The sequence below is a fragment of the Paenibacillus sp. cl123 genome (assembly GCF_900101595.1).
Classification (GTDB): Bacteria; Bacillota; Bacilli; order Paenibacillales; family NBRC-103111; genus Paenibacillus_G.
Map to the genome: position 1 here is coordinate 196532 of NZ_FMYY01000008.1, position 23725 is coordinate 220256.

Annotated in this window: 31 protein-coding genes; 22 read left to right on the plus strand and 9 right to left on the minus strand. The window is 56.3% G+C overall.

All coding sequences use genetic code 11. The features are described 5' to 3' along the window. Positions 1-5: 5 nt before the first annotated feature. A complete protein-coding gene (locus tag BLR08_RS15750) occupies positions 6-713 on the plus strand; it encodes a cytochrome c biogenesis CcdA family protein (protein WP_072332069.1) in 708 nt (235 codons plus the stop codon). A gap of 44 nt (positions 714-757) precedes the next feature. Continuing rightward, on the plus strand, positions 758-1855 hold the full coding sequence (locus BLR08_RS15755; protein ID WP_218131577.1) for a winged helix DNA-binding domain-containing protein: 1098 nt from the start codon (positions 758-760) through the stop codon (positions 1853-1855). A 112-nt stretch (positions 1856-1967) separates the two neighbouring features. Here the strand turns inward: BLR08_RS15755 and splB are convergent, their stop codons facing one another. Then, positions 1968-3029, minus strand: a complete 1062-nt coding sequence (splB, locus tag BLR08_RS15760; protein ID WP_072332063.1) for a spore photoproduct lyase — start codon at positions 3027-3029, stop codon at positions 1968-1970. 191 nt (positions 3030-3220) lie between these two features. Here splB and mntR point away from each other — a divergent pair, with 191 nt between their 5' ends. Both mntR and BLR08_RS15770 read left to right on the plus strand, forming a co-directional pair. Continuing rightward, positions 3221-3643 (plus strand): transcriptional regulator MntR, encoded by a 423-nt coding sequence (mntR, locus tag BLR08_RS15765; protein ID WP_072332061.1) that lies wholly within the window; start codon positions 3221-3223, stop codon positions 3641-3643. 164 nt (positions 3644-3807) lie between these two features. Beyond that, entirely contained in the window at positions 3808-4833 is a 1026-nt protein-coding gene (locus tag BLR08_RS15770; protein WP_072332058.1) for a patatin-like phospholipase family protein, read from the plus strand. Between the two features lie 119 nt (positions 4834-4952). On the opposite strand, the gene BLR08_RS15775 is transcribed toward BLR08_RS15770, so the two are convergent. Together BLR08_RS15775 and BLR08_RS15780 are read right to left on the minus strand one after the other, a co-directional pair. Then, positions 4953-5228, minus strand: a complete 276-nt coding sequence (locus BLR08_RS15775) for a PRA1 family protein (RefSeq protein WP_072332055.1) — start codon at positions 5226-5228, stop codon at positions 4953-4955. A gap of 31 nt (positions 5229-5259) precedes the next feature. Then, entirely contained in the window at positions 5260-6129 is an 870-nt protein-coding gene (locus tag BLR08_RS15780) for a DUF1385 domain-containing protein (protein WP_371117373.1), read from the minus strand. A 207-nt stretch (positions 6130-6336) separates the two neighbouring features. Between BLR08_RS15780 and BLR08_RS15785 the strand changes: the two genes are divergently transcribed. From BLR08_RS15785 to BLR08_RS15805, 5 genes are all read left to right on the plus strand, one after another. Continuing rightward, positions 6337-6849, plus strand: coding sequence for a YqhR family membrane protein (locus tag BLR08_RS15785; protein WP_072332049.1), 513 nt, complete (start codon positions 6337-6339; stop codon positions 6847-6849). A gap of 108 nt (positions 6850-6957) precedes the next feature. After that, the gene (gene aroQ / locus BLR08_RS15790) at positions 6958-7404 is read left to right on the plus strand and encodes a type II 3-dehydroquinate dehydratase (RefSeq protein WP_072332046.1); all 447 of its coding nucleotides are present in this window, start codon (positions 6958-6960) and stop codon (positions 7402-7404) included. A 2-nt stretch (positions 7405-7406) separates the two neighbouring features. Continuing rightward, a complete protein-coding gene (locus BLR08_RS15795) occupies positions 7407-8483 on the plus strand; it encodes a M24 family metallopeptidase (protein ID WP_072332043.1) in 1077 nt (358 codons plus the stop codon). 29 nt (positions 8484-8512) lie between these two features. After that, the gene (gene efp / locus BLR08_RS15800) at positions 8513-9070 is read left to right on the plus strand and encodes an elongation factor P (protein ID WP_072332040.1); all 558 of its coding nucleotides are present in this window, start codon (positions 8513-8515) and stop codon (positions 9068-9070) included. Positions 9071-9147: 77 nt separating this feature from the next. After that, the gene (locus BLR08_RS15805; protein WP_072332037.1) at positions 9148-9477 is read left to right on the plus strand and encodes a hypothetical protein; all 330 of its coding nucleotides are present in this window, start codon (positions 9148-9150) and stop codon (positions 9475-9477) included. A 1-nt stretch (position 9478) separates the two neighbouring features. Here the strand turns inward: BLR08_RS15805 and BLR08_RS15810 are convergent, their stop codons facing one another. Genes BLR08_RS15810 through BLR08_RS15820 form a run of 3 tightly spaced genes read right to left on the minus strand, consistent with a single transcriptional unit; the run spans position 9479 to position 11651 of the window. Beyond that, complete coding sequence (locus BLR08_RS15810; protein WP_072332034.1) at positions 9479-10693, minus strand: cation:proton antiporter; 1215 nt, start codon at positions 10691-10693, stop codon at positions 9479-9481. A gap of 3 nt (positions 10694-10696) precedes the next feature. Continuing rightward, the gene (locus BLR08_RS15815) at positions 10697-11191 is read right to left on the minus strand and encodes a cation:proton antiporter regulatory subunit (RefSeq protein WP_072332031.1); all 495 of its coding nucleotides are present in this window, start codon (positions 11189-11191) and stop codon (positions 10697-10699) included. After that, the gene (locus BLR08_RS15820) at positions 11181-11651 is read right to left on the minus strand and encodes a GreA/GreB family elongation factor (RefSeq protein ID WP_072332025.1); all 471 of its coding nucleotides are present in this window, start codon (positions 11649-11651) and stop codon (positions 11181-11183) included. The genes BLR08_RS15815 and BLR08_RS15820 overlap by 11 nt, the downstream gene beginning before the upstream one ends. A gap of 360 nt (positions 11652-12011) precedes the next feature. On the opposite strand from BLR08_RS15820, the gene BLR08_RS15825 reads away from it, so the two are divergent. The 5 genes from BLR08_RS15825 to BLR08_RS15845 all read left to right on the plus strand — a co-directional run bounded on the left by BLR08_RS15825 (position 12012) and on the right by BLR08_RS15845 (position 15891). After that, positions 12012-12731, plus strand: coding sequence for a DUF1361 domain-containing protein (locus BLR08_RS15825; protein WP_072332022.1), 720 nt, complete (start codon positions 12012-12014; stop codon positions 12729-12731). A 19-nt stretch (positions 12732-12750) separates the two neighbouring features. Beyond that, complete coding sequence (locus BLR08_RS15830; protein WP_072332019.1) at positions 12751-13059, plus strand: antibiotic biosynthesis monooxygenase family protein; 309 nt, start codon at positions 12751-12753, stop codon at positions 13057-13059. Positions 13060-13383: 324 nt separating this feature from the next. Continuing rightward, on the plus strand, positions 13384-13827 hold the full coding sequence (locus BLR08_RS15835) for a flavodoxin (RefSeq protein WP_072332472.1): 444 nt from the start codon (positions 13384-13386) through the stop codon (positions 13825-13827). Positions 13828-14022: 195 nt separating this feature from the next. Next, the gene (locus tag BLR08_RS15840) at positions 14023-14568 is read left to right on the plus strand and encodes a histidine phosphatase family protein (protein ID WP_072332015.1); all 546 of its coding nucleotides are present in this window, start codon (positions 14023-14025) and stop codon (positions 14566-14568) included. Positions 14569-14631: 63 nt separating this feature from the next. Beyond that, positions 14632-15891 (plus strand): aspartate kinase, encoded by a 1260-nt coding sequence (locus tag BLR08_RS15845; RefSeq protein WP_072332012.1) that lies wholly within the window; start codon positions 14632-14634, stop codon positions 15889-15891. Here the strand turns inward: BLR08_RS15845 and BLR08_RS15850 are convergent, their stop codons facing one another. The 3 genes from BLR08_RS15850 to BLR08_RS15860 form a co-directional block, all read right to left on the minus strand. Next, positions 15892-16356 (minus strand): DUF441 domain-containing protein, encoded by a 465-nt coding sequence (locus tag BLR08_RS15850; RefSeq protein ID WP_072332009.1) that lies wholly within the window; start codon positions 16354-16356, stop codon positions 15892-15894. It abuts the gene before it with no gap. Between the two features lie 70 nt (positions 16357-16426). Further along, entirely contained in the window at positions 16427-17179 is a 753-nt protein-coding gene (locus BLR08_RS15855) for a 2-phosphosulfolactate phosphatase (protein ID WP_072332002.1), read from the minus strand. Positions 17180-17216: 37 nt separating this feature from the next. Then, positions 17217-18092 (minus strand): phosphosulfolactate synthase, encoded by an 876-nt coding sequence (locus BLR08_RS15860; RefSeq protein ID WP_083537238.1) that lies wholly within the window; start codon positions 18090-18092, stop codon positions 17217-17219. 158 nt (positions 18093-18250) lie between these two features. Here BLR08_RS15860 and BLR08_RS15865 point away from each other — a divergent pair, with 158 nt between their 5' ends. The 8 genes from BLR08_RS15865 to spoIIIAG all read left to right on the plus strand — a co-directional run bounded on the left by BLR08_RS15865 (position 18251) and on the right by spoIIIAG (position 23703). Beyond that, on the plus strand, positions 18251-18517 hold the full coding sequence (locus BLR08_RS15865; protein WP_072332469.1) for a YqhV family protein: 267 nt from the start codon (positions 18251-18253) through the stop codon (positions 18515-18517). Between the two features lie 106 nt (positions 18518-18623). After that, positions 18624-19631, plus strand: coding sequence for a stage III sporulation protein AA (gene spoIIIAA / locus BLR08_RS15870; protein ID WP_072331999.1), 1008 nt, complete (start codon positions 18624-18626; stop codon positions 19629-19631). 43 nt (positions 19632-19674) lie between these two features. Further along, entirely contained in the window at positions 19675-20193 is a 519-nt protein-coding gene (spoIIIAB, locus tag BLR08_RS15875) for a stage III sporulation protein SpoIIIAB (protein WP_072331996.1), read from the plus strand. Positions 20194-20237: 44 nt separating this feature from the next. Next, the gene (gene spoIIIAC, locus BLR08_RS15880) at positions 20238-20441 is read left to right on the plus strand and encodes a stage III sporulation protein AC (RefSeq protein WP_072331993.1); all 204 of its coding nucleotides are present in this window, start codon (positions 20238-20240) and stop codon (positions 20439-20441) included. 76 nt (positions 20442-20517) lie between these two features. Continuing rightward, positions 20518-20907 (plus strand): stage III sporulation protein AD, encoded by a 390-nt coding sequence (gene spoIIIAD, locus BLR08_RS15885; protein WP_072331990.1) that lies wholly within the window; start codon positions 20518-20520, stop codon positions 20905-20907. A 197-nt stretch (positions 20908-21104) separates the two neighbouring features. Further along, positions 21105-22310, plus strand: coding sequence for a stage III sporulation protein AE (spoIIIAE, locus tag BLR08_RS15890; RefSeq protein WP_083537278.1), 1206 nt, complete (start codon positions 21105-21107; stop codon positions 22308-22310). 39 nt (positions 22311-22349) lie between these two features. Further along, positions 22350-23060 carry a stage III sporulation protein AF gene (gene spoIIIAF, locus BLR08_RS15895; RefSeq protein WP_176835531.1) on the plus strand — a complete coding sequence of 237 codons (711 nt, stop codon included), beginning with the start codon at positions 22350-22352 and terminating at the stop codon, positions 23058-23060. Between the two features lie 4 nt (positions 23061-23064). Further along, positions 23065-23703 (plus strand): stage III sporulation protein AG, encoded by a 639-nt coding sequence (gene spoIIIAG / locus BLR08_RS15900; protein WP_072331984.1) that lies wholly within the window; start codon positions 23065-23067, stop codon positions 23701-23703. Positions 23704-23725: the final 22 nt, after the last annotated feature.

Here is a 23725-nt window from a genome sequence, read left to right on the forward strand (position 1 = left end):
AAAGCATGGAGCTGAACATATGGATCGCGCTGTGGGCGGGATTGATATCCTTTATCTCCCCATGCGTGCTTCCGCTGTATCCATCGTTTTTGTCCTACATAACCGGAGTTTCCGTAGGCAAGCTGAAGGACGGGCAGAACTCCAAGGAAATCCGCTTCAAGCTGGTTACGCATACGCTCTGCTTTATTCTCGGATTCAGCATTATTTTCTACAGCCTGGGGCTCGGTGCGAATGCGCTCGCCTCCGTTTTCTTCGATAACCGGGAGCTGCTGCGCCAGCTGTCCGCCATCTTTATCTTCGTCATGGGCTTGTTCCTGCTGGGCATCTTCCGTCCGCAGTGGCTGATGAGGGAGCATAAGCTGCAGATCAAAGCCCGGCCTGCCGGTTATCTCGGTTCTTTGCTGATTGGCATCGGCTTTGCCGCGGGCTGGTCTCCGTGCATCGGACCTATCCTGTCTGCGATGCTGGTGCTGGCTGCCAGCGAACCGAATTCCTGGCTTCCGCTCATTACGGCGTATTCGTTTGGCTTCGCCATTCCGTTTTTCGTGCTCGCCTTTTTCATCGGATCGACGAAGTGGATCTTGAAGTATTCCTCTGCGATGATGAAGGTGGGCGGGGGCGTTATGCTCGTAATCGCCGTCTTGCTGTATACGGATCAGATGACCCGGATCACGATCTGGCTGCAGAGCATCACACCCGCCTGGATAGGCTAGCGGCTCGTATGGATGCGGAGCGATTAAACCATAGGAGGAGAGACGTGATCCATCCTGAAATAGCTAGTCGACGATTGCTTCATCAGCGTATTTCTTACGGGAGGTTTGACAAGCCCGAACAGGTGGTGCGCCATCTTGGCGCGATGCAGGCGCAGGACTATCATCAAGTGCTATGGGCTATTGGCGTTCGTATGCAGCACGCGGTTATTGGGGATATCGAGCAAAGTATAGCGCATCGGCAAATCGTGCTGACTTGGCCGATGCGCGGGACGATTCATTGCGTGCCCCCTGAGGACGTGAGGTGGATGCTGAAGCTGCTTTCTCCGCGAATTTTGGCAAAGGATAAGCGAAGGCTGGAGCAACTGGAATTGACCACCGATATGATTGAACGCTGCAAACAACTGGCAATCGACGCTTTGCAGGGGGGAAGGCGGATGACGCGCCCCGATCTTATGCAAGTATTCGAGGAAGCGGGGATCAGCACAACCGGTCAGCGAGGTTATCATCTGCTGTGGCATATCGCGCAAGCGGGCCTTATCTGTATGGGCCCAAGAGAAGGCAAACAGCAAACCTTCGTATTGCTGGACGAGTGGGTGCCGCTGGCCAAGGAAATACCGCCGGAAGAAGCGCTGGCGCTGCTCACGGAACGATATTTTCGCGGTCATGGCCCTGCCACGGTCCAAGACTTGGCGTGGTGGACCGGACTTACGCTCACGGATGCGAGAAAGGGCGTCGAAGCTGCCCGAAACCGATTGATATCGGAAACGATTGCCGGCCGCGTATATTGGCGGGCATCCGCTGAACAATCAGGAGATGCTGTCGTTCAATCAGGCGCCTATTTGCTCCCTGGTTTCGATGAGTATTTTCTCGGTTATCAGGACCGCACCGCTGTGGTAAGCGCCGAACATGCCCGATTCATCGTTCCCGGCAACAATGGGGTATTCATGCCCATTATCGTCGTAGACGGACAGGTGGCGGGTATCTGGAAGCGTAGCATTACTTCCAAAGGCATCGATATAATCATGCATTTATTTTATGCGAATCCAGGCCGAAGGGATGAGCTGATGAATGCTGCCGCGAAGTATGGCGAATTTATGGGGCTGCCGCTGACCTCGACGGATATTCAGGTAATGGACTTATAAAATCTCCCACCCGGTCTGACGACCGGAGACATGGAGCCGCTGCAAATGAGAGCCGGCCGGGAACGCCCGCGGCGCTCCACTGCCTTGGATCAAAGTGAAGCCGGCTCATTCCTCAAGTAAAATACTCGATCTTGGCCTGCGGAAAGCTGTCAAAGATGCGCTCGGTAATAAATTCCCGCAGCGCCTGGGCCTGCTCGTCGGGATATACATATTTGCCTTGCCCGTAGCGGCCCCATTTGTACTTCCGCTTGGCTTCATCCATCTCCAGCTTCGACTTGGGATAACGCTGCTCGATGATTCTTTTCGCCGTCTTGGTGAACCGGTGCTGGATCAGCTCGAAGGTCAGATCGGAGGTCGCTTCAGGAGGAAGCGCCTCTTTTAATTTGCTCAGCAGAGCCGCATACCCGTCTTCCCAGCCGTCATGCCAGATGATAGGGGCGATGATGAAGCCAAGCGGATAGCCGGCTTTCGCCACTTGGCCGGCCGCGGTGATCCTCTCCTGGAAGCTGGACGTCGCAGGCTCGAAATGCTTGATGACATAGTCGGCATTGACGCTGAACCTGAAGCGGGTATGACCGTTATGCTTCGCATCCAGCAGCGGCTCCACATGATGAAACTTCGTAACAAAGCGCAGACGGCCCAGCGGCTGCTTCCCCATGAACTCGATATATTCCTTTAATGATCCGGAAATATGCTCGAGACCGACCGGGTCCGACGTGCAGGCTGCCTCGAACCTGGTAATCTCGGGGGCCCGCTCGTCCAGATAGGCTTGCGCCTGCGCTAAAATATCATCGGTATTGACATACACGCGCACATAAGGCTTGGCCCCCAGCGTCGTTTGCAGGTAGCAATAATGGCAATGCGCCATGCAGCCGGTAGCGATCGGGATCGCATATTCCGCCGACGGCTTGGACGTGTCGAACTTCAACGTTTTGCGTATGCCGACGACCAATGTCCGCTTGGCGATGCGGTATTTCTCCAGGTCGGTTTCCCCGGGGAGATTCGTAATCCGGTTATGGGAGGAGGTCATGCGGATTGGCAAGCCTTCGCGCAGCGCCCATTCGTGGATTCGCTGTCCCTTGGGATACTCCAGCGCGCTTGGCTCAAAGTATACGAGCTCAGGCACGAACACTTGCGTTTGCCTTACGGGCGGCGGCAGCAATTCGGTTGTCATAATGAACCTCCCTTGGCTTCTCTATACGGTGGGCTTGCTTTACGCCGGAAGGCTGTGATATAGTTAGTAACGCTTATCCGGACCTCCTTAGCTTGCTGCGGCAGCGGGAATTCCACACATGGGAATTCGCTTAAGGCGTGACGGATCTGCACGAACCAGATTTCCGTTATTGGATTACAGGAGGATACTAGATGGCTACGCCGAGTATGGAAGATTATTTGGAGAAAATTTACAAATTGATCGACGAGAAAGGCTATGCGCGCGTATCCGACATTGCCGAAGGGCTGGAAGTGCATCCGTCATCGGTTACGAAGATGATCCAGAAGCTCGATAAGGACAATTATTTGATCTATGAGAAATACCGCGGGCTAATCTTGACGTCCAAAGGGCAGAAGGTCGGCAAACGGCTCGTTGACCGTCATCAGCTGCTGGAGCAATTTCTGACGACGATCGGCGTGGCGGAAGAAAATATTTACAAGGATGTTGAAGGCATCGAGCATCACCTCAGTACGGACTCGATCACCTGCATTGAAACGCTGGTCGAATATTTCAGGCGGGATCCTTCGCGCGGCGAAGATCTGTTGAAGCTGAAGACCGAGCTTGAAACCGAATAGATAATAGACTTAGAGCCTTGATCCGGCATGTTGCGGGTCAAGGCTTTTTTTGCTGCGGGCAGTCATTATGCTTCCGGCTTTGTCATAGGGACAACCCGATTCCTCATACATTACATCACGGTAAAGCAAAGCGTCGCTCGGCTAATGGGGAAGAGGGGATGCGGATGAAGATCAACGCCGTGTTTCAAGGCGGAGGGGTAAAGGGAATTGCGCTGGCCGGCGCCGTGTCGGCTGTGGAGAAGCTGGGCTATAAGTTCCATCAGGTGGCCGGCACGTCATCGGGAGCTATCGTCGCTTCGCTGGTGGCCGCCGGATACAAGGCCGATGAGCTGCGGGAGATTATTGAAGGAACACCGTTTAATTCCTTTCTGCAGCGGGCGCCGATCTTTAATACCAAAGTCGTCGGACCGCTCGCCCGGCTGTTTATCAAGAAGGGCTTGTATTCCGGCGAAGCGCTGGAGCATTGGGTGCACAAGCTGCTGCTGGCCAAAGGAATCAGGACCTTCGGCGACCTGAAGCCGGAACAGCTGCGGATTATCGCTTCGGATATATCGGGCAGAAAGCTTCTGGTGCTTCCCGACGATATCGAGCAGTACGGGATCGAGCCGAAGCGGCTGCTTGTCGCCAAAGCCGTGCGGATGAGCACGAGCATCCCGTATTTTTTCGATCCGGTTATTATCCGCAAGCGAAAGCCTGTCCGGACCAAAGGGGCCAGCTTCGCGGACCAATTCGTATATATTGTGGACGGGGGGCTGCTCAGCAACTTCCCGCTGTGGCTGTTCGACAATCCGGATCCCGGCAGTGTGGATTCGCTGCTCCCGACAATCGGCTTCCAATTGGTCGGAAGGGGCTCGGCTAAGCCGAATTCGGTGTACGGACCGCTTTCGATGTTCAAGGCCTTATTTTCTACGATGCTGGATGCCCACGACGATTATTACATTCAGGAGAATAACAGATTCCGTACGGTCAAGATTCCGACTCACGGGATCGGCATTACCGACTTTGACTTGACGGCGGAGCAGAGCGTTGAACTATTCGAGTCGGGCAAGCAGGCGGCCAATAAGTTTTTCAACAAATGGCAGATCGACGAATACAAGGAGCATTATTATACCCAAGTATGCCGTACGCCTCCTCCTGGAGCGGCCAAACGGATAAGTCAGGCCAATCCGTCCTTGAAAAAAACGACCTGAATCCAGAAGCGTCCGGCCACTCCTATGCAGGTTGCCGCTTCGCAAATGAAAAAGGACCTCATTCCTGCCGGGGATGAGGTCCTTTTGTCCGAGCCGCGGAAAGCCAGCTTCAGGAAAGTCTAATGGTACTTGGGCGGTTCGTCCTGCTTGTCCTTGCTGCCCGGAATGACCCGGAAGTTGGCGTTCTTGCGCTTGCCCTTGGCGAAGCGGCCGCTCGGAGGCTTGCGGCTCTGCCGGTTCCATGTGTTCGGCGGGAACTTGTACAGCAGGAATATGGCGCCGAAGACGAGCAGAGGCACGAGGAAGGCCCGCGGGCTCGTAAACAGGCTGGCAAGCACGCCGATGGCAATCAGACCGAAAATAATATAGGCTATCGTGTTGCTCCGGTTTCTCATATAGCAGCTCCTCCTTTGGCCTAATTTAAGCTTATCCCATCTGGCGGTCGATTTCACGCATCCGGTTGAAGGAAGCGATTGACACCTCAACTTGCGAATCATCCGGTTCCTTGGTCGTGAGCAGCTGCAGCCAGAGCCCCGGGTACCCCAGATAACGCAGAACCGGAACTTCCCGGAGCGAGTTGGTGAAGCGCAGAGCTTCATAGGAAACGCCGATGACGAGCGGAAGCAGCACGATCCGCTGCACGATGCGCTCGACAAACGAGTTATATTCGAAGAACGAATAAATCACGACGCCGATCAGGACAGTGAATACAATAAAGCTGCTGCCGCAGCGGTAATGGAGCGTATTGAACTTCTGCACGTTCTCGACCGTAAGCTCCACGCCGGCTTCATAAGCGCTGATGACTTTGTGCTCGGCGCCATGATACTGGAACAGGCGTTTGATCATCGGAGTAAGGGAAATAAAATAAATATAACCGACGAGCAGGATGATCTTGATCAAGCCTTCGATCAGATTATGACCGATCCGATTTTCGAACATGCGGCTAAAGAGCGCGTGCTCTATGGCGGTGGGAACAAGGGTAAAGACGAATTTGCCGAATAAAAAGGACAGCACCCCTATAAACGCTACGCCCAAAATCATCGATATCCGGCTGCCGGCCGATTCTTTTTTCTCTTCCTTGACCTCGCCTTCCTCTTCGGCGAAAACCTCGGCAGCGAAGTTCAGATGCTGCGCTCCCTTGGCGCTCGATTCCACGATGCCTACGATGCCGCGGACAAAGGGGATTTTCTTGAGCGTCTGGACCCAGGGAATCTCTTTCTTTGGCACTTCCAAATATTGAATCGTCTGGTCTTTGCGGCGCACAGCCGTCACATGAACCGTTTTTCCTGCGAACATAACCCCTTCGATAACGGCTTGCCCGCCATAAACCGCTTGCTGCTGACTATTTGACAACCGATACACCTTCTTTGACTTCATCTTAGGCCATACTTAATTATTGTAACGAATCGCAGCCTATATTGCCACTTGTTTATGGGATGAAGTTTTGCACATACTATGCAGGAATCGCAATCACATCCAAGATGAAGAAGGAGCTGTCTGAGCATGCGGCGGAGCTTGAATCGACCTGTGAGGACCGGGAAATGGTCATTTGCGTTCTACATCGGTTTTTTCGCAGGGCTCTTATGGGGCGGACTAAAAAGTGTCGAGTACTACTTTCACTTCACCTCGCTTACGCCCGGCTTTCTGCTGGAGCCGTTTTTCCTCCATGAGTTTCTCGTATCTCCCGCCGGCTTCTGGGTAGGATGGGGGGCGTTTACGCTGTTCTCAATCCTAGCTTCCCTGCTCTATGCGCTGCTCATGGCCAAGGCGAAGGGACCATGGTTCGGGCTCGGCTACGGAGTCGTTTGGTGGGGAGTTATCTTTTTGCTGATCGGACCGATCACGGGGATGACCAAGTGGATTGCCTATATGGATCTGAATACGATTGTGACGGAGCTTTGCTTATTTGTGCTGTGGGGACTGTTCATCGGCTATTCGATCAGCTTTGAATTCACCGACGAGCGCAGCCGAGAGCCGCAGGAGCGGAACAAGGACGGTTCGCCCGAACCTGCTTAGGGGCCGTCCAGCGGAGAGCGCCGGGCCAAAAAAAAGTTCTCAAACCGGGGAAACATATGGTAAAATGGCTAAGCGTATGCTTGGGTCACGGTTAGGAGGACATATCGAATGAAAGAAATATTGCTGCTGAACGGGCCGAACCTGAATATGCTGGGCGTTCGCGAACCCGGCGTGTATGGGACGCTTACGCTGCAGGCGATCGTGGACCGGCTCAACAGGCTGGCTGAAAGTCTCGGAGTCGGTCTGGAGAGCTTCCAGTCCAATCATGAAGGCGAGCTCATCGATAAAATTCATAGCGCCTATGGCTCCAAGCACGGCATACTGATCAACCCCGGGGCGTTCACTCATTACAGCTACGCGCTCCGCGATGCGATCAGCACGGTAGCTCTGCCTGCCGTAGAGGTACATATCTCGAATATTCACCAGCGGGAGGCATTCCGTCATGTATCGGTCATTGCGCCGGTTGCGATCGGGCAAATTGCCGGCTTCGGCGCTGACAGCTACGAGCTCGGCCTGCAAGCGTTAGTACACTATATAAACCGTTCGGAGGGATAACGATGCAAAGCGAGCGAATAAACCGGCTCCGTGCGCTGATGGAGCAGCAGGGACTCGAGGCGCTGCTGATCACGAATGCAACGAACAGGCTTTATATGACCGGATTCACCGGATCGGCGGGTTATGTCTTGTTTACGCCGAAACGGTCCATCCTGCTGACGGATTTCCGGTACATGACGCAAGCGCCTCAGCAGGCTTCCGGCTACGAGGTTATCGAGCATGGGGCAAGCCCGATGGAGACGGTTCGCGCGATAGCGGAGGCCGAGGGGGCCACCAGGCTCGGCTTCGAGCAGCAGGATGTATCCTACGGCGCATATCTGTCCTACGGGCAAACCTTGGGCGGTGGGATTCAGCTGGTTCCTGCGGATAAGCTGGTGGAGAACCTTCGCATGCTCAAGGATGAGTCCGAGATCGCGGTCATCCAGGAGGCTGCGGATCTGGCGGATCGCACGTTCCATCATATCGTCGGTCTGCTGAAGCCCGGGGCGGCCGAACGCGACATCGCGCTGGAGATCGAGCTGTATGTCCGCCGAAACGGCGCGGCTTCCACCTCGTTTGAAACGATCGTAGCTTCGGGGGAGCGTTCCGCTCTGCCTCACGGCAAGGCCAGCGACCGGATCATCGGCACGGATGAATTTGTCAAATTGGACTTCGGCGCGTATTATAAAGGATATTGCTCCGATATTACGCGTACGGTCGTATTAGGCAAGCCGACGGACAAGCATCGCGAGATTTACGCGATCGTGCTGGAGGCACAGCTCGAGGCGCTGGCGCGTATCCGGCCGGGCATGACCGGGAAGGAAGCGGATGCGGTCGCCCGCGACGTGATCAAACGCCACGGGTACGGCGATTATTTCGGCCACGGCTTGGGACACGGCCTCGGGATGGAAGTGCATGAAGCGCCGCGGCTGTCCGTCACCGGAGATATAGTGCTGGAGCCCGGCATGGTCGTTACCGTAGAGCCCGGCATTTATTTACCCGGCTTTGGCGGCGTACGGATTGAGGATGATATCGTCATCACGGAGAACGGCAATCGCAGGTTGACGCAATCAAGCAAAGACTTGATTGTGATTCCATAAGGGTTACATCTCAGGGAGGTTTTTTACAAGTGATCTCAGTTAACGATTTCAAGACAGGTTTGACCATTGAAGTAGAGCATGATTTGTTTACAGTTATTGACTTTCAGCACGTTAAGCCTGGCAAGGGCGCGGCTTTCGTCCGCTCCAAGCTGAAAAATCTGCGCAACGGCAACACGGTCGAGCGCACCTTCCGCGCCGGCGAGAACGTCAGCCGCGCCCATATCGAGAACCGTCAGATGCAATATCTGTATGCCAGCGGCAAAGAGCATACGTTCATGGATACCGAGACGTTCGATCAGATCACGCTGGATGAGAAGCAAATCGAGTGGGAGCTGAATTTCCTTAAGGAGAACATGAACATCAACATCATGAGCTACCAGGGAGAAATTCTCGGGATCAACCTGCCTAACAGCGTGGAGCTGAAGGTTGTGGAGACCGAGCCTGGCATCAAGGGCAATACGGCGCAAGGCGCGACGAAAAATGCCAAGGTCGAAACCGGTCTGAACGTACAAGTGCCACTGTTCATCAATGAAGGCGATGTACTGCTGATCGATACCCGCGAAGGCGACTATATCTCCCGGGCCTAGTGTAACCTACCTACAGAATGAGAGAACAAGCCGCATCCTACCGGGTGCGGCTTGTTGTCGTACGCAAGGAGAATCGTATGGAAAAACTACTGATAAAGGGCGCGGTCTACAGCTTTCTTCTCGCTCTGCTTGCCGGACTGGTCCTATTCCCGGACCCGGCGGCAGTGAAAAGCGGCTGGAGCGGAGCCCTACGGGTGTGGAGCTATTCGGAATATATTATGAGATTGATCAGGTTCGCGTCTCTCATTTGCCTGATTACCCTTGCGGTGCTATGGCTCAAGAACCGCTTCGTATGGACCGGGCAAAAAACAGGTTTCGGCGAATTCATGCGAGGCGTTGTCATCTCTTTTGTGATCGTCCTGCTCGCGATACTCGCGTTTTCCTTCATCATCTCAACGTTTTTATAAGTCAGGACCGCTCTTTGGCCTGCTCGGGCTTACGCTCTCCCCGCAGTCTTTTAAACAGCTTATAGATAGATTTCGACTCTTTGGTGAGCAGGGGACCGAGTACGGCCAGCAGAAGCACATAAAGCACGGCGAACGATTGCACGGAAGGCATCAGTCCGCCGGCCTTGCCGATATTGGCCATAATAATCGAAAATTCGCCGCGGCACACAAGCGTAAAGCCAACGTTCAGCGAAGCTTGCGGCGATACGCCGGCCAATCGCCCGGCCATGGCTCCGGACAAATAATTGCAGATCAAGGTAAGAATGACGGCAACGACCGCCATACCGACGGCTCCCCCTAGGGCGGAAGGATCGATCGTAAGCCCGAAGCCGAAGAAGAAGATCGCCCCGAAAAAATCACGGAAGGGCAGCACATAATGCTCAATCCGTTTCACATGACTCGACTCGCCAAGCACAAGGCCGATCATGAGCGCACCGATGGCTTCGGCCACATGGAGCTTCTCCGAGAAGCCCGCCACCAAAAACAACAGCGTCATCACGCTGAGCAAAAACAGCTCGGAGGATGGGACAAGCAAGGCTTTGTCGAAATACTTGACCAGCTTCCTCCCGATAACAAGGAACAGCAGAATAAACAATAAGGCGGATAAGGAAACAAGCAGCACTGCACCGACCGATGCCGCTCCGCTAAGCACAAGGCCGGAGAGGATCGAGATGTGTATGGCAATGAACAGATCGTCGAACATGATCATGCCCATAATGATTTCTGTCTCGGGATTGGCGGTCCGCTTCAGGTCCACCAGCACCTTCGCTACGATAGCAGTCGAAGAGCTCGTCATGATCCCGCAGACGACGAGCGTTTCCTTCAGGGGCAGCTCCATCATCCAACCGAGCAGCAGGCCCGAGATGAAATTTAAGGCGACATAGAAAAGACCGCCGATTACGATGGATTTGCCCGATTTCATCAGGCGCTTGACGGAAAATTCAAGTCCCAGATAAAACAGCAGAAATAAAATGCCGAGCCGTCCCATGAACTCGATGACGGACGAGCTTTCGATAAATCGCAGATCGATGATCCAGAAGTGCGGAGCATGCGGACCGACCGCCATCCCGATGAGGATATAGAACGGTATGACGGAGAAGCGCAGCTTGTTGGAAATAAAACCGACCGTCGTAATAAGCGCGAGCGCCAGCCCGACCTCGAATATGATCATATCCATAGGCTAACCGCTCCCGGAAGCCAGCAGTTGCTTCAGCGCCTTTAACTGAGTCCGGTCGCCGGCTACGACGGCAGTAGCGCGGGAGGTGAAGCTGTAGTCGGGACCGGGGTTGATGCAGGCCGGTCCTTTGTTCTCCATCATAGCGATAATCGTTGCTCCCGTCCGGCTGCGGATATCCAGTTCGCCGATAGGCAAGCCAATGCAGTGGAAGTGAGGCTCGATGCGAATCCATTCGATGACCAGATCGTCAAATGCCATCTCCAGATTCTCAAGCGCTTTAGGCTTGTAGGTGAGTCCGGCCAATATGCCTGACAGCAGCCGCGACTCCTCGTCATCGAGCGAGAGCGTTGAGTAAATTTCATCCGGATCATCCGGGTTCATATGGTACAGCTCGCGCCTGCCGTCATTGTGGACAACGACGACCAGCTTATCGCCGCCTCCGGTTTCGAGACTGTATTTCCTGCCGATGCCCGGCAGATCCGTTTCTCTAAGATCCAAGAAGCTCATCCCCTTTCCATACGATTGCGGGTTCGTCGGCAGGATGGATCAGGTCGATGCGGACGTGAAACGTTTCAAGATTGGTTTCTACAGGGAGGATGTCTCCCGCCTTCCCGAGCAGAAGCTTTTCGACAACAGGGGACAGGAAAGAGATCTGGTATTGTTCCGGATCGGATTCATCCGGGAAAACGATAGTGAAGGTATCGGAGATGCCGTCCTCCAGATAGGTGACGGTCACGCGGCTCCCTATGAGCACGATAGCCGGCCAAGCTTCGTCGGGCGATGCCAGCAGCCGTTCCAAGGTATGCGTGTAGGAGGAAAGAAGCTTGCCCATCTGGGTTCGCTTGTTTCCAAAGTCGGGGAAATAAGCGTCGAGAAAGCGATTCCTCTCGTCGCCAAGCAAAATAACCTGCCGCACGTACTGCTCCCGCAATGAGCGAAACGATGGACTAAGGCTCATAGTAGATATCACCTCCTATGTGCCGCACCCGCACTGTGATCAAGCTAAGCCTGCATGTTTTCATGACAGCTTCCTCCTTTTGAAATAGGTTCAAGCCTGCGTTTGAACGAACAGACCTCTGCGGAACAGAGGTCTTGTGTCTATTGTAACAAATCTGGATTAGAAGTCCAGCCTCCTGATTCTTATATAGCTTTATTCGGCGGCGTATGGGAGGAGATGACAAATAAAGCCGGATGGTTTAAGGTAGAGTTACACCACTTTCGGCTTGGGGGAGGAGGGATGGCTGCGGTCATTCCTGCGCATCTAGTGCGTGACGGAGCAATCCTGGAACCGCCAAGCATTTGCTGCAAGGGAGGCGACATGAGAACTTTTACCTGGAAGCCGTATCCGGCGGTAGCCGTACTGCTCGCTCTTACTGTTTTTTGTGCAGGCACCAGCTTATATTTAAGGTATCGGACCGGAACGATCGTGTACAATTCCCTGATCTGGGATATTTTTCTCGGCTGGGTGCCGTTGATGCTGTCGCTTATCGTGTTGGAATGGGCACGCCGCAAGCGGTCATGGAGCAGCCGAATTATCCTGCTCACTGCCGGGCCTGCATGGTTTTTCTTCCTTCCCAACGCTTCGTATCTGGTTACTGAGCTGATCCATGCATTCCGATACTTCAAGCCCAATCCGTTTACGACCTTCTGGCTGCACACGGATTTCTGGCTCAGTCTGATCTCTATCTTCTCCACCGGCCTGTTGGGGCTGCTGCTGTTCTCCTTATCGCTCTACATCGTCCACGAACTGGTCAGCGAGAGCGTCGGCCGGCTGTACGGCTGGCTGGGAGCCGGCTTCACGATCGCCGTCAGCAGCGTCGGCATCTATATCGGGCGATTTATCCGCTGGAACAGCTGGGATGTGCTTTACGAGCCCCAGGCGATCATCTCGGATATGCTGCAGATCGTTACCGACGAAAGATCAGGGAAGTTTATGCTTGCCTTTACGCTGCTGGTCTTCGTCGTTCAGGCGCTGATGTACATATTTTTTCATACTGTCGTTGCCCTCGGCAAAGGCAGCAGCAATCGTTTATCCTAGCGGAGAAGGGGAAGAGGATATGATATTGGAGGTTGCCATATTACAGATCAAGCCGGGGATGGCGAGCGAATTCGAGTCAAGCTTTCGCAAAGCCTCAAGCATTATTTCCTCGATGAGGGGATATATCGAACATGAGCTTCAGAAATGCGTAGAGACCGATAACAAGTACATCCTGCTCGTCCGCTGGGAGACGCTGAAGGATCACACGGTCGGCTTTCGCGGTTCTGCGGACTATCAGCAGTGGAAGGAGCTGCTGCATCATTTCTATGATCCGTTCCCGGAGGTCGAGCATTATATCAAGATTAACCTGGGTCAGGAGCCGCTGTAGCGGGATGGTTGCCAACGGGCTTATGAAGGACGAAGAGCCGGAGTCAGGCAGCGATTTACAGCATTTGCCATAAACAGCGATGAGGACAGGGCGCGTGGAAGGACGTTTTTGGGAAAACCGTATCGGCCGGCAGGCCGTACGGTTTTTTGCGTTTTCAGCGAGTCGAGGAGAAAGGAAGAGAAGAGCAAAAAGAAATTGACAATGATAATCATTATCATTTATTATCAAACTAGTGCTGCTGCTTTTTCTGGAAGCAACCGGCCCATCGACTGGCCAGCCGATGATACAAAAGGGAAGCAAGCATCCCGAAATGTGGAGGGTACCATGAGTTCTGTAATTATTGTATTTGCCAGTATGACCGGCAACACGGAGGAGATGGCCGAGCTGATCGCCGAGGGCGTAAGGTCGGCCGGGATCGAGCCCGTGCTGAAGTCAGCGATGGATACGAGCGCCGCCGAACTGGAAAAGTATGACGGCGTGGTTCTGGGCGCCTACACATGGGGCGACGGCGATCTGCCGGATGAAATGCTCGATTTCTATGACGAGATGGATGACATTCAGCTGGAAGGCCGCAAGGCAGCCGTCTTCGGGTCGGGAGATTCCTCATACCGGGATTTCTGCGGGGCCGTCGATACGCTTGCCGAGAAGCTCAAGGAGACCGGCGCCGAGCTCGTGCTTGAGGCGGTTAAGGTCGAGCTTAACCCAACGAGCGAGGAAAAGGAGCAGTGCCGCAGACTGGGGAGCGCGCTGGCTGCATTATTGGCTTGAGGGTTGCCGCTGAACGGTCCGGGATAAGGGGTTAGCGGAAGCAGCCGGCTTGGGGTTCTTCCTCCGGTGCCTGACCCGTTTACATAAGCGCTGCGGATAAACGATGACCCGGTTGACTGGCCGGGTCATTTTTGTTGTCTGTGCAAACGGCTTCCGGCATACACTAGAAGCACGAGCGAGCCGAGGTGAGCGAACATGAAAATTGCGATAGTGATATGCCCGGAGGCGAGGCATGCGCAGGACCCGGGAAGGCGGAGCCTGCAAGGGCCGGGGCTGACGCCCCGAGGAAGGAAGCAGGCTGCTGAGCTGGCTGAGCGGATGCCGCTGGAGGATTCGGATGCGATCGTCGCCGGGCCCTTTTTGCGGATGCTGCAGGCGAGCAGACTGTGGGCGGGAAACAGCGGAGCGTCCCGGTTTGTCCACCCGCTGGCAGGAACCCGCCAGTACCCGTTCCGATTCGATTTGGCGATGCAGCCCCATGAGCGTCCTCTGGAGCTGGCGGAGGTGGTCGGCCAATTCGGCGAATGGCTGCCGGTTCCGGGGCTGCCGGAGCATCTGTGGTTCCAGGGGGTTCATACGATGCCGCCGCTGCTGTTTGCCCAGCAAGCGGCGCGGTTCGTCAGCTGGTGCCGGACGCTTCAGAAATCCCGCGTTGTGATCGTCACGGATGAGGGCATGCGCGATACGCTGGCGGACGTTTTGGCCCATGAACAAGATTTCGACAATTGTCTATTTCTATGAACGCGGCCGTTATGGTATAATTCAACCTTAGTTATGCAAAAGTTTGTGTAGGGAGTGAGCAGCTTGGCTCTGATAGTAATGAAATTTGGCGGAAGCTCGGTGGGCGACGCCGAACGGATGAAGCGGGTTGCCGGCCGGGTTGTCGAGCGGCACCGCGAAGGTCATCAATGTGTGGTCGTCGTGTCCGCGATGGGCGATACGACGGACGACTTGATCGATCTGACGAAGCAGATCGGCGTGACGGCTCCGCCGGCCCGCGAGATGGATATGCTGCTGTCGACCGGCGAGCAGGTATCCGTTGCATTATTGGCGATGACGATACATACGTTGGGAGAATCGGCCGTGTCCTTCACGGGCTGGCAGGCAGGCATATTCACGGAAGCGGTGCATGCGAAGGCGAGGATTACCGATATCCAGCCTGCCCGCGTGCGGCAAGCGCTCGATGACCGCAAGATCGTCATTGTCGCAGGCTTCCAGGGGATGACCGCGGAAGGCGAGATTACGACGCTCGGACGCGGCGGCTCCGATACGACGGCCGTAGCGCTGGCAGCAGCCATCGAAGCCGATGTTTGCGAAATTTTCACCGATGTGGAAGGCGTCTACTCGACCGATCCCCGGATCGTCAAGTGCGCGCGCAAGCTGAATGAAATTTCGTATGACGAGATGCTGGAGCTGGCCAATTTGGGCGCAGCCGTGCTGCATCCGCGCGCGGTGGAATACGCCAAAAATTACAAGGTGCAGCTGGTGGTCAGATCCAGCTTCAATTATAACGAAGGCACGAATGTGAAGGAGGAAGCAGCGATGGAGCAAGGGATCGTAGTTCGCGGGATCGCCTACGACAAGAACGTAGCCCGCATCAGCATTTTGGGTGTAGAGGAGAAGCCGGGTCAGCTGGCCAAAGTATTTACGGCGCTGGCCAAGGAGCAGATCGATGTGGATATCATCGTTCAAAGCGGTGTAACGAACGTATCTGCCGATTTCTCTTTCACCGTATCGCTGAACGATCTGGATAAAGCGCTGCAGACGCTGGAGAGCATCCGCAATACCGTAGGCTACCGGGAGATCACGTCGGAGAACAACCTGGTGAAGGTATCGATCGTCGGCGCCGGCATGGTCAGCACGCCCGGAGTTGCCGCCAAAATGTTCGAGACGATCTCCGATCTGGGCATCAGCATCTTGATGGTCAGCACCTCCGAGATCAAAACGTCCTGCGTCATTGAAAATGAAGGCCGCCTGAACGAGGTTGTCCAGGCGCTTCACACCGCTTATGGGCTCGACACCGATTCGACCGTATTCGTCGGCGGACCTGCCGACCGCCGTTAATCAGCGGAGCTTGTCGAACAATAGCGTAAAAACCTTCAATAAGAAGGCGGTAATCCCGGCGGCCATCAACGGTCCGACCGGGATTCCTTTTAAGAAAATGATGCCGATGATAGAGCCGATGACCAGGCCGACGATCATCTGCGGGTCTATCTTCAGCAGCTCAAGTCCTTTGCCGTTCATATAAGTGGCGATAGCGCCGCCCAGCAAGGCAAGGACGCCGGGCCATGTAGTGAACATCGAAGTAACGTCCTTGATCGAAATTTTCTCGCTGGCGAACGGCACCAGCACCCCCATCGTCAAAAACAGCAGCCCCAGCTCCAGTCCCCGGCGTTCGATAGTTGGCAAATACCTCTCCAAACTGATCAGTTTGATGACCAGAAGCACACAGGCGGCCGTCGTAATAATATGCGAGCGGCCAATCAGTCCGATAATAATCAGCGCGACGAGCAAAATATCTCCGTTCATTGTGCAGGGCCCCTTGTCCATAGCGTCTCATGCTTTCCATTGTATGAACAAGCGGCCGAATTAGAACCATTTAAAGGGGGAGCGACATCCCCGCCTCCAGCCGGCCATTGCGTACGATAGGCGCTTGCTCCAGCACATTGACCTGGGAACAGTAGGCCACATCCTCACGGAATCCGATCCGGCTAAGCCGCTTGCCTCCCGCTCCGGACAACAGCGCAGCCTCCAGATCGCCGCCGGCTTGACGGTACAGGTGCAGCATGGCAAGACCGAAGTCGTCAACCGTGATCTGGCCGCTGCCGGAGCCATCCGACCGTTCCTTTGCTTTCAGACTCAGCATCTCCTCCACCAGCAGGCCGGCGCATAGGCCGTCCTCCAGCGCGAACATATCCTGCGCCCCGGCGCACAGAATGACGATATCTTCCCCCAAGCCGATCGCTCTGCGTGCGCATGCCCGGGCGTTGAGCAGGCTGCCGATCACAATATGCCCCGCCTTGGACGCCTTCTGTATAGCTCTGGTGCCATTGGTCGTCGTCAGGATAACCGTCTTTCCCTCCACGCGTTCCGGCGTATACTCCAAGGGAGAATTGCCGATGTCGAAGCCGGGGATTTTTTTGCAAAATCTTTCGCCGCCCAGCAATTCCCCCGGTCGCTGCAGACTTCGCGCCTGGTTCACCGTCTCTACGGGAATAAGCTGGACGCAGCCCGCGTCGATGGCCTTCAAGATCGTCGAGGTGGCACGCAGCACATCGATGACGACCACAGTCTTTTGCTGCAAATCCTCTCCGCGGGCTTCATTGACGCTGGAAATGACTTGAATATGCATGTTTGCTATTCCCCCCTTCGGATGCCGTTCCGCTTCCTCATATCTGATAAAACCATACGGGCGAAGCTGCGCTTGCGGCCGGCCGCTGCGGCACGCTCGCGGTAAAGGGGACATCGCGCTTCGTCAGCGCCAGCGTATCGGAACGCAGTCCGCGGCGAAGCGCCTCCAGGGAGACGACATCCGCCGGGGCGATATTGCCGAGATGAATGCCGGCTCCAAGCCGCTTCAGCAGATGGACCTGCTGCTCCTTATGAGGCGCCTCCCAGAGCAGCAGTTCGGGACTCGGAACCTGGGCGAGTACAAGCTCGAGCTCTTCGTCCTTGCAGCTGCCGTCCTCCGCATAGATGCCTACGCCTTTGCCGGATTCCCGGCCTTCTATCGTGACCAGTTCGGCGCCGAGCTCCGAATCGATCACAACCGTTTCGATCAGCTCCTCCAGCTCGATCGTCGAGCCCCAGCCTTTCTTTCCGTATTCGGTAATGACGGTCAAGCCCGCATCGACGCCCCTGCGGATCAGCTCGCTGCGCAGACTGCGGGGAACCTCGATCGTGCCGTCGGATATTTCGATGCCGGTGAATCCCAAATAAGCCAGCATATCCATATAATGGTCAACGCTTTGCTGGACGATGGCAACCTCGAGAAAGGTGCCTCCCGGGTACACGATAACATCATGAGCGGCGGCCATCTCGATTTTTTTGCGCAGCAGGGCTGTGTCATACAGCGGAGAGGTACCGAAGCCGATCTTCAGCATATCCATATGGGAGCTTGCGGTTTGCAGCAGATCCTCCAGCGCATGGAGCCCCAGACCTTTGTCGATCACCATCGTTTTGCCGGTCGTACGCGGTTTGCCCGTTCGCTGCCCTGATGGATCACCTAGCTGAGGGTGCCAATGCAGCGGTGTTGAAACCTCCATTACTTATCGCCTCGCTGTATCTGGAAATTGGGAAAATCATGGATCATCCTATGCATTCGCGGATAGGGATGTGCCTGCATAGCCTAAATGAAGACGAGCCTGCATACAGTGGTAAGGGAATGACCGTTAGGCCGAGGGGAGGGAAAAGAATGCTGTCGATGATTCATAAAGTCGTGCTCGGGATGGCGGCGCTGCGCGTCATGTCCGGCTGTATCGAAATTTTTGCGGCAGTGCTTATGCTGCGCTTCAATCAGATCGAGAAGGCGCTGCTGGTCAACTCGGGGCTTGCGCTGGTCGGACCGCTTGTACTGCTGGCCACAACGACGCTGGGGTTGGTCGGGCTTGCAGACAAGCTGTCCTGGGGGAAAATGCTTTGGGTGCTCGCCGGCGTCAGCTGCATCTTTATCGGAATCTTAAAAAAATAAAGCTGTCATAGAATCAAGCCCATAGTCATACACATGATTGTAAAAGATGGACAGCTTGCCTTCAGGCTTCCTGAGGATTCCGTCAGAGCGTAGGGAGGAGTAAAGGATGCAATCGCTGCTCAATTATTTTGCCGATCCGTTGAAATCGATTCTAGCAGCTCTATCAACTCGGCTGACGCATCCCCTGCAGGAGATTCGGATTCGCGAGGGACGGCCGCTCGAAGCCTCGTGGGGGGGCGGCTACGGCTTCATCTCAGGGGAAGGCGCCTGGTCCCGGTCGCCGGAGGGGGCGTACCGCCCGACGCGGCAGGACTGCGCCGCTCTGCTGGAGCTGCTGACCCAGCATTCCATGTATACGTTCGAGGAGGAGCTGAAGCGGGGGTTCCTGACTATACAGGGCGGACACCGGGTCGGGCTCGCCGGGCGAACGGTGATCGAGCAGGGGAAGGTCAAGTATATCAAGGAAGTCAGCGGCTTCAACATCCGCATCGCCAGAGAGTGGAAGCAGGCGGGGAAAGCGGTATTGCCCCATCTGCTCGATCCCCGGCACGGGAATTTGCTTCGCACGCTGGTCGTCTCGCCGCCGCAGCTCGGGAAGACGACCCTGATCCGCGATCTCGCCCGGCTGCTGAGCGGCGGAGATGAAGCTGCGGGACGCCGAGCATTCAAGGTCGGGATCGTGGACGAGCGCTCGGAGATCGCAGCTGCCGTCCGGGGCGTGCCGGGCTTCGACCTCGGCCCCCGGACCGATGTGCTGGACGGCTGTCCCAAAGCCGAAGGGATGATGATGATGATCCGCTCCATGTCGCCCGAAGTGCTCGTCGCCGATGAGATCGGACGCGCCGAGGATGCCGCCGCCCTGCATGAGGCGCTGCATGCCGGCATCAGCGTGATCGCCACGGCCCATGGCCGGGACGTGGAGGATATTAGGAGACGGCCGATCTTGAAGGAGCTGCTGCAGGACGGCGTATTCGAGCGCTTCGTCGTGCTATCTCCGGCAGGACAGGCAGCCTGCGGGGGGCTGGCGGCCTGCGGTCCCCAGACGGCCGTCTTCGACGGCAGCGGACGGCGGCTCGATGAGCGGCTGGCGCTCCGGGGAGGGGCGAGCTTATGAGCGCGCTTCGCCGGTCCGGCCTCATCCGCAGAGGAACGCCGCCATGATCAAGCTGCTCGGCGCGGGCATGATCTTGCTGGCCGGCACGCTGCTCGGGATGTACCAAGCCTCGCAGCTGGCCAAGCGTCCCAGGCAGATCGGAGATGTGATCAGGCTGCTCCAGCGGCTGGAGACGGAGATCGTGTACGGCTTTACGCCGCTGCCCGCCGCCCTTCGGACGACCGGACAGTCCAGCTCCACCGAGGCGGGAGCCTTGTTCGTCCGCACAGGAGAGCAGCTGGCAAGCTCCGGCGGCCGGCCGGTGCAGCTGATTTGGCAGGAGACGGTCACTTCTCTCTGGAAGGATTTGTCCATGAAGCAGGGGGAGAAGGAAGTGCTGCTGCAGTTCGGAGCTACGCTCGGACTGACGGACAGGGACGATCAGGTCAAGCATGTGCGGCTGGCGATCAATCAGCTCCAGAGCGAAGAAGAGGGAGCGCGCGACGAACAGAGGCGGTATGAGCGAATGTGGAAAAGTCTCGGTCTGCTGGTAGGGGCGCTGATCGTCGTATTGATGTACTAGCCCGGACAGTCTTGGCCAAAGGGTCTAAGGATGGGGTGCCTCTCATGAATGTGGATGTGAATGCGATATTCCAGATCGCCGGCATCGGCATCATTATCGCGATGATACACACTGTGCTGAAGCAGATGGGCAAGGAAGACATGGCCCATTGGGTCACGCTGATCGGATTTGTCGTCGTCCTCTTTATGGTGGTCCGTCTGCTCGACAGTCTGTTTCAGGAAATTAAAACGATCTTTCTCTTCCAATAAAGAAATAAAGATATTAGGAATGACGGAGCAAGGAAGTCAAGGAAGGCCAACTTCAAGTGCAAGGCGGGTGCGGCCCATGGAGATCATTCAGGTCGTTGGGCTCGGGCTCATCACGACAGTGCTGGTACTGATCATCAAAGAGCAGAAGCCGATGTTCGCCTTCCTGCTGACGGCGTTTACCGGCATTGTCATCTTCCTGTTCCTGATCGGCAAAATATCGGCGGTCATTCAGGTGCTGGAGGACTTGGCGGCCAAAGCGGACATCCATGTGATTTTCTTTAAAACGATATTGAAAATAATCGGCATCGCCTATATAGCCGAGTTCGGCGCCCAGATCGTCCGGGATGCCGGTCAAGAGTCGGTGGCGGCCAAGATCGAGCTGGCCGGCAAAATATTGATTATGGTGATGGCTATTCCCATCGTATCCGTCATTATCGAAACGGTTATCAAGCTGCTGCCCGCTTAAGAAGGACAGGCGGACGGGGCCCGGGTGCGGCTTGTGCCATACGGCAAGCCCGGAAGCTGAACCAGGAGATGAAGCACATGTTCCGCCTAAAGCAACGCAAACCGACATTCGCTTCGCTGCTGCCGGCGCTGCGACATCGTCTGGCCCGGGGGGAGCTCCCCGCGATCAGGCTCAAGGAAAGACATGAATGGCATGGCATGGAGCGCTGGCTGATCGCTGCCGCGCTGGCAGCCGTATTTATTCTCAACGGCGATGCGGGGGTTGGCTGCCTGCATGGTACAGGCTGCGGCAGCATCGCCGAGGCGTCGACGCCCGCTGAGGAGCTGGTCCGCCAGCAGGCGGAGCGGCTGCCCCTGGATCAGGTGGAGCAGTTCTGGAGCAGCCTGATGAAGCAATACGGCGGCTACTTTCCGGACAGCAAGGCCCCGACCTTTATGGAGCTGCTGCAGGGAGCCAAAAACTTCAGTATCGGCGGGTTGTTCTCCGGTCTGTTCAAGTACTTCTTCCACGAGCTGATCTATAACGGCAAGCTGCTCGTGTCCATCGTCGTGCTGACGGTGTTCAGCATGCTGCTGGAGACGCTGCAAAGCTCGTTCGAGAAAAATGCCGTCAGCAAAATCGCCTACTCCATCTCCTTCCTGGTCCTGATGATCATCGCGGTGAACAGCTTCAATGTGGCAATCGGCTACGCCAAGTCGGCGATAACCGATATGATCCACTTCATGATCGCCGTCGTGCCGCTGCTGCTGACGCTGCTCGCCTCGATGGGCAACGCGGTGTCGGTCACGGTGCTTCATCCGCTTATCGTCTTCATGGTTCACGCAGTCGGAACGGCGGTTCATCTGTTCGTCTTCCCGCTGCTGTTCTTCTCGGCGGTGCTGCATATCGTCAGCGGCCTGTCGGACAAATACAAAGTGACGCAGCTGGCGAATCTGCTCCGCACGGTCAGTCTAGCTTGCCTGGGCATCTTCATCACTGTCTTCCTCGGCGTGATCTCCGTTCAGGGGGCGACCGGCGCAGTGGCGGACGGCGTTACGATCCGAACGGCCAAGTATATCGCCGGCAACTTCGTTCCGGTCGTCGGCCGGCTGTTCTCCGACGCGTCGGAGACGGTCATCGGGGCGTCGCTGCTCGTGAAAAATGCGGTCGGCCTGTCCGGCGTCGTAGTCATCCTCATGCTGTGCGCATTTCCGGCGCTGAAAATAATGGCGTTAGCCTTCATATATAATATCTCGGCGGCGGTCATGCAGCCGCTCGGCGATAACCCGATGATCACTTGCCTCGAGACGATCGGCAAAAGCATGATCTACGTCTTCGCCGCGCTCGCCGTAGTCGGACTGATGTTTTTTCTGGCCATTACGATCATGATCGCAGCGGGCAATGTCTCGGTTATGATGCGTTAGCGCTGCGGCTTCGCGGAGGGAGGGGCGGTTCTGGAATTTTTGAGCCAATGGCTGAAATCGGTTGTGCTCGTCATTCTGATCGCAACCTTCGTCGATCTGCTGCTGCCGAACCGCTCGATGCAGCGCTATGTCAAAACGGTGATGAGCCTGTTCCTGCTGATGACGCTCCTGCAGCCGCTGCTTGCGCTGCTGCGCACGGACTCGGCCATCGAGGAGAAGCTTGCCGCCGCGCTGCTGGAGCCGCAAGCCGTCCGGGCAGGCGGCCAGATGGCAACGCTGGAGTCCGTTCGCTCGCAAGGGCAGGCGCTGCAGGAGCGGCAGCGGGAGGAAGCAAACCGGCTGGTGCGCTCCCAGGCCGCCGAGCTGATCAAGCGGCAGGTCGAGCGGCAGGCCCCGGTGGGCGTGCAAAGCGTGCTTGTCGAGACCGAGCCGGACGGGCAGGGACAGCCGGTGATCCGCAAGGTCATCCTTGCGATCGAGGAGACTGCGCCTCAGCCCGCGCCGCCCATAAATCAGCAGCCGGCCGCGATGGAGGCGATCAAGCCGATGGAGCCGATCGCTCCTCCGGCGGATGTGCGCATCGGACAAGGGACAGCGAGTGCGCCGCAGAGCTACAAGGCGCGTCAGCCGGAGCGCTTGTCCGGGGAACAGCAGCAGCTTAAGACGCAGATTACGCGGATGCTGGAGCAGGAATGGCAGCTGCAGCCGGAGCAGGTTGAGCTGACGATAGAGCCGGCTCGAGGGAGGTGAAGTGATGGAGGAGAATTCGAAGAATAAATGGCTTCGCTGGATCGGCGGCGGACCGGGGGGACCGAAGCGGATTCAGACATTCCGCTGGCTGCTTCTGCTAGGGCTGACGGGAGTCGCGCTCATTATATTGAACTCCTTCATCACGGTGAAGGATATCGACCCTGCGGGTTCGGGCCGCGCGTCCCCGGGCGAGCAGACCAGCGCCGTCTTCGGCTCCGCCAGCCGGGAGCAGACGAGCTTCCGCGAGTACGAGGAAGCTTACCAGAACAAGCTGCGCGAGATGCTGACCCAGATCGTGGGCGTGGGCGAAGTCGAGGTGCTCGTTACGATCGAGTCGACCGAGGAGATCCAGACGGAGCGCAATACGAAGGAGTCCCAGCAAGTAACCAGCGAAAAGGATCAGCATGGAGCCACCCGGCATATTACCGATATAACCCGCAGCGGAGATGTGGTGGTTTATGAAACCGGGGGAAACGGAAAGCAGCCGCTCATCGTCAAGACGATTAAGCCGAAAATCAGGGGGGTCCTGGTTGTCGCCAAGGGGGCGGAAAACTTGACTGTCAAGAAGATGATGATCGAAGCGGTCGAGAGGGGACTGGACGTGCCGGCGCACCGGATATCCATCCTTCCCCGCAAGCAATAGACGCCGGATGCGGCGCCGCAAC

Excerpts from the sequence above, each read along its gene's own strand:
- BLR08_RS15750 (WP_072332069.1), top strand. The coding sequence starts at position 6 with ATGGAGCTGAACATATGGATCGCGCTGTGGGCGGGATTGATATCCTTT.
- splB (WP_072332063.1), bottom strand. The coding sequence starts at position 3,029 with ATGACAACCGAATTGCTGCCGCCGCCCGTAAGGCAAACGCAAGTGTTC.
- mntR (WP_072332061.1), top strand. The coding sequence starts at position 3,221 with ATGGCTACGCCGAGTATGGAAGATTATTTGGAGAAAATTTACAAATTG.
- BLR08_RS15770 (WP_072332058.1), top strand. The coding sequence starts at position 3,808 with ATGAAGATCAACGCCGTGTTTCAAGGCGGAGGGGTAAAGGGAATTGCG.
- BLR08_RS15775 (WP_072332055.1), bottom strand. The coding sequence starts at position 5,228 with ATGAGAAACCGGAGCAACACGATAGCCTATATTATTTTCGGTCTGATT.
- BLR08_RS15780 (WP_371117373.1), bottom strand. The coding sequence starts at position 6,129 with ATGTTCGCAGGAAAAACGGTTCATGTGACGGCTGTGCGCCGCAAAGAC.
- BLR08_RS15785 (WP_072332049.1), top strand. The coding sequence starts at position 6,337 with ATGCGGCGGAGCTTGAATCGACCTGTGAGGACCGGGAAATGGTCATTT.
- aroQ (WP_072332046.1), top strand. The coding sequence starts at position 6,958 with ATGAAAGAAATATTGCTGCTGAACGGGCCGAACCTGAATATGCTGGGC.
- BLR08_RS15795 (WP_072332043.1), top strand. The coding sequence starts at position 7,407 with ATGCAAAGCGAGCGAATAAACCGGCTCCGTGCGCTGATGGAGCAGCAG.
- BLR08_RS15805 (WP_072332037.1), top strand. The coding sequence starts at position 9,148 with ATGGAAAAACTACTGATAAAGGGCGCGGTCTACAGCTTTCTTCTCGCT.
- BLR08_RS15810 (WP_072332034.1), bottom strand. The coding sequence starts at position 10,693 with ATGGATATGATCATATTCGAGGTCGGGCTGGCGCTCGCGCTTATTACG.
- BLR08_RS15820 (WP_072332025.1), bottom strand. The coding sequence starts at position 11,651 with ATGAGCCTTAGTCCATCGTTTCGCTCATTGCGGGAGCAGTACGTGCGG.
- BLR08_RS15825 (WP_072332022.1), top strand. The coding sequence starts at position 12,012 with ATGAGAACTTTTACCTGGAAGCCGTATCCGGCGGTAGCCGTACTGCTC.
- BLR08_RS15830 (WP_072332019.1), top strand. The coding sequence starts at position 12,751 with ATGATATTGGAGGTTGCCATATTACAGATCAAGCCGGGGATGGCGAGC.
- BLR08_RS15835 (WP_072332472.1), top strand. The coding sequence starts at position 13,384 with ATGAGTTCTGTAATTATTGTATTTGCCAGTATGACCGGCAACACGGAG.
- BLR08_RS15840 (WP_072332015.1), top strand. The coding sequence starts at position 14,023 with ATGAAAATTGCGATAGTGATATGCCCGGAGGCGAGGCATGCGCAGGAC.
- BLR08_RS15850 (WP_072332009.1), bottom strand. The coding sequence starts at position 16,356 with ATGAACGGAGATATTTTGCTCGTCGCGCTGATTATTATCGGACTGATT.
- BLR08_RS15855 (WP_072332002.1), bottom strand. The coding sequence starts at position 17,179 with ATGCATATTCAAGTCATTTCCAGCGTCAATGAAGCCCGCGGAGAGGAT.
- BLR08_RS15860 (WP_083537238.1), bottom strand. The coding sequence starts at position 18,092 with ATGGAGGTTTCAACACCGCTGCATTGGCACCCTCAGCTAGGTGATCCA.
- BLR08_RS15865 (WP_072332469.1), top strand. The coding sequence starts at position 18,251 with ATGATTCATAAAGTCGTGCTCGGGATGGCGGCGCTGCGCGTCATGTCC.
- spoIIIAA (WP_072331999.1), top strand. The coding sequence starts at position 18,624 with ATGCAATCGCTGCTCAATTATTTTGCCGATCCGTTGAAATCGATTCTA.
- spoIIIAB (WP_072331996.1), top strand. The coding sequence starts at position 19,675 with ATGATCAAGCTGCTCGGCGCGGGCATGATCTTGCTGGCCGGCACGCTG.
- spoIIIAC (WP_072331993.1), top strand. The coding sequence starts at position 20,238 with ATGAATGTGGATGTGAATGCGATATTCCAGATCGCCGGCATCGGCATC.
- spoIIIAD (WP_072331990.1), top strand. The coding sequence starts at position 20,518 with ATGGAGATCATTCAGGTCGTTGGGCTCGGGCTCATCACGACAGTGCTG.
- spoIIIAE (WP_083537278.1), top strand. The coding sequence starts at position 21,105 with ATGGAGCGCTGGCTGATCGCTGCCGCGCTGGCAGCCGTATTTATTCTC.
- spoIIIAG (WP_072331984.1), top strand. The coding sequence starts at position 23,065 with ATGGAGGAGAATTCGAAGAATAAATGGCTTCGCTGGATCGGCGGCGGA.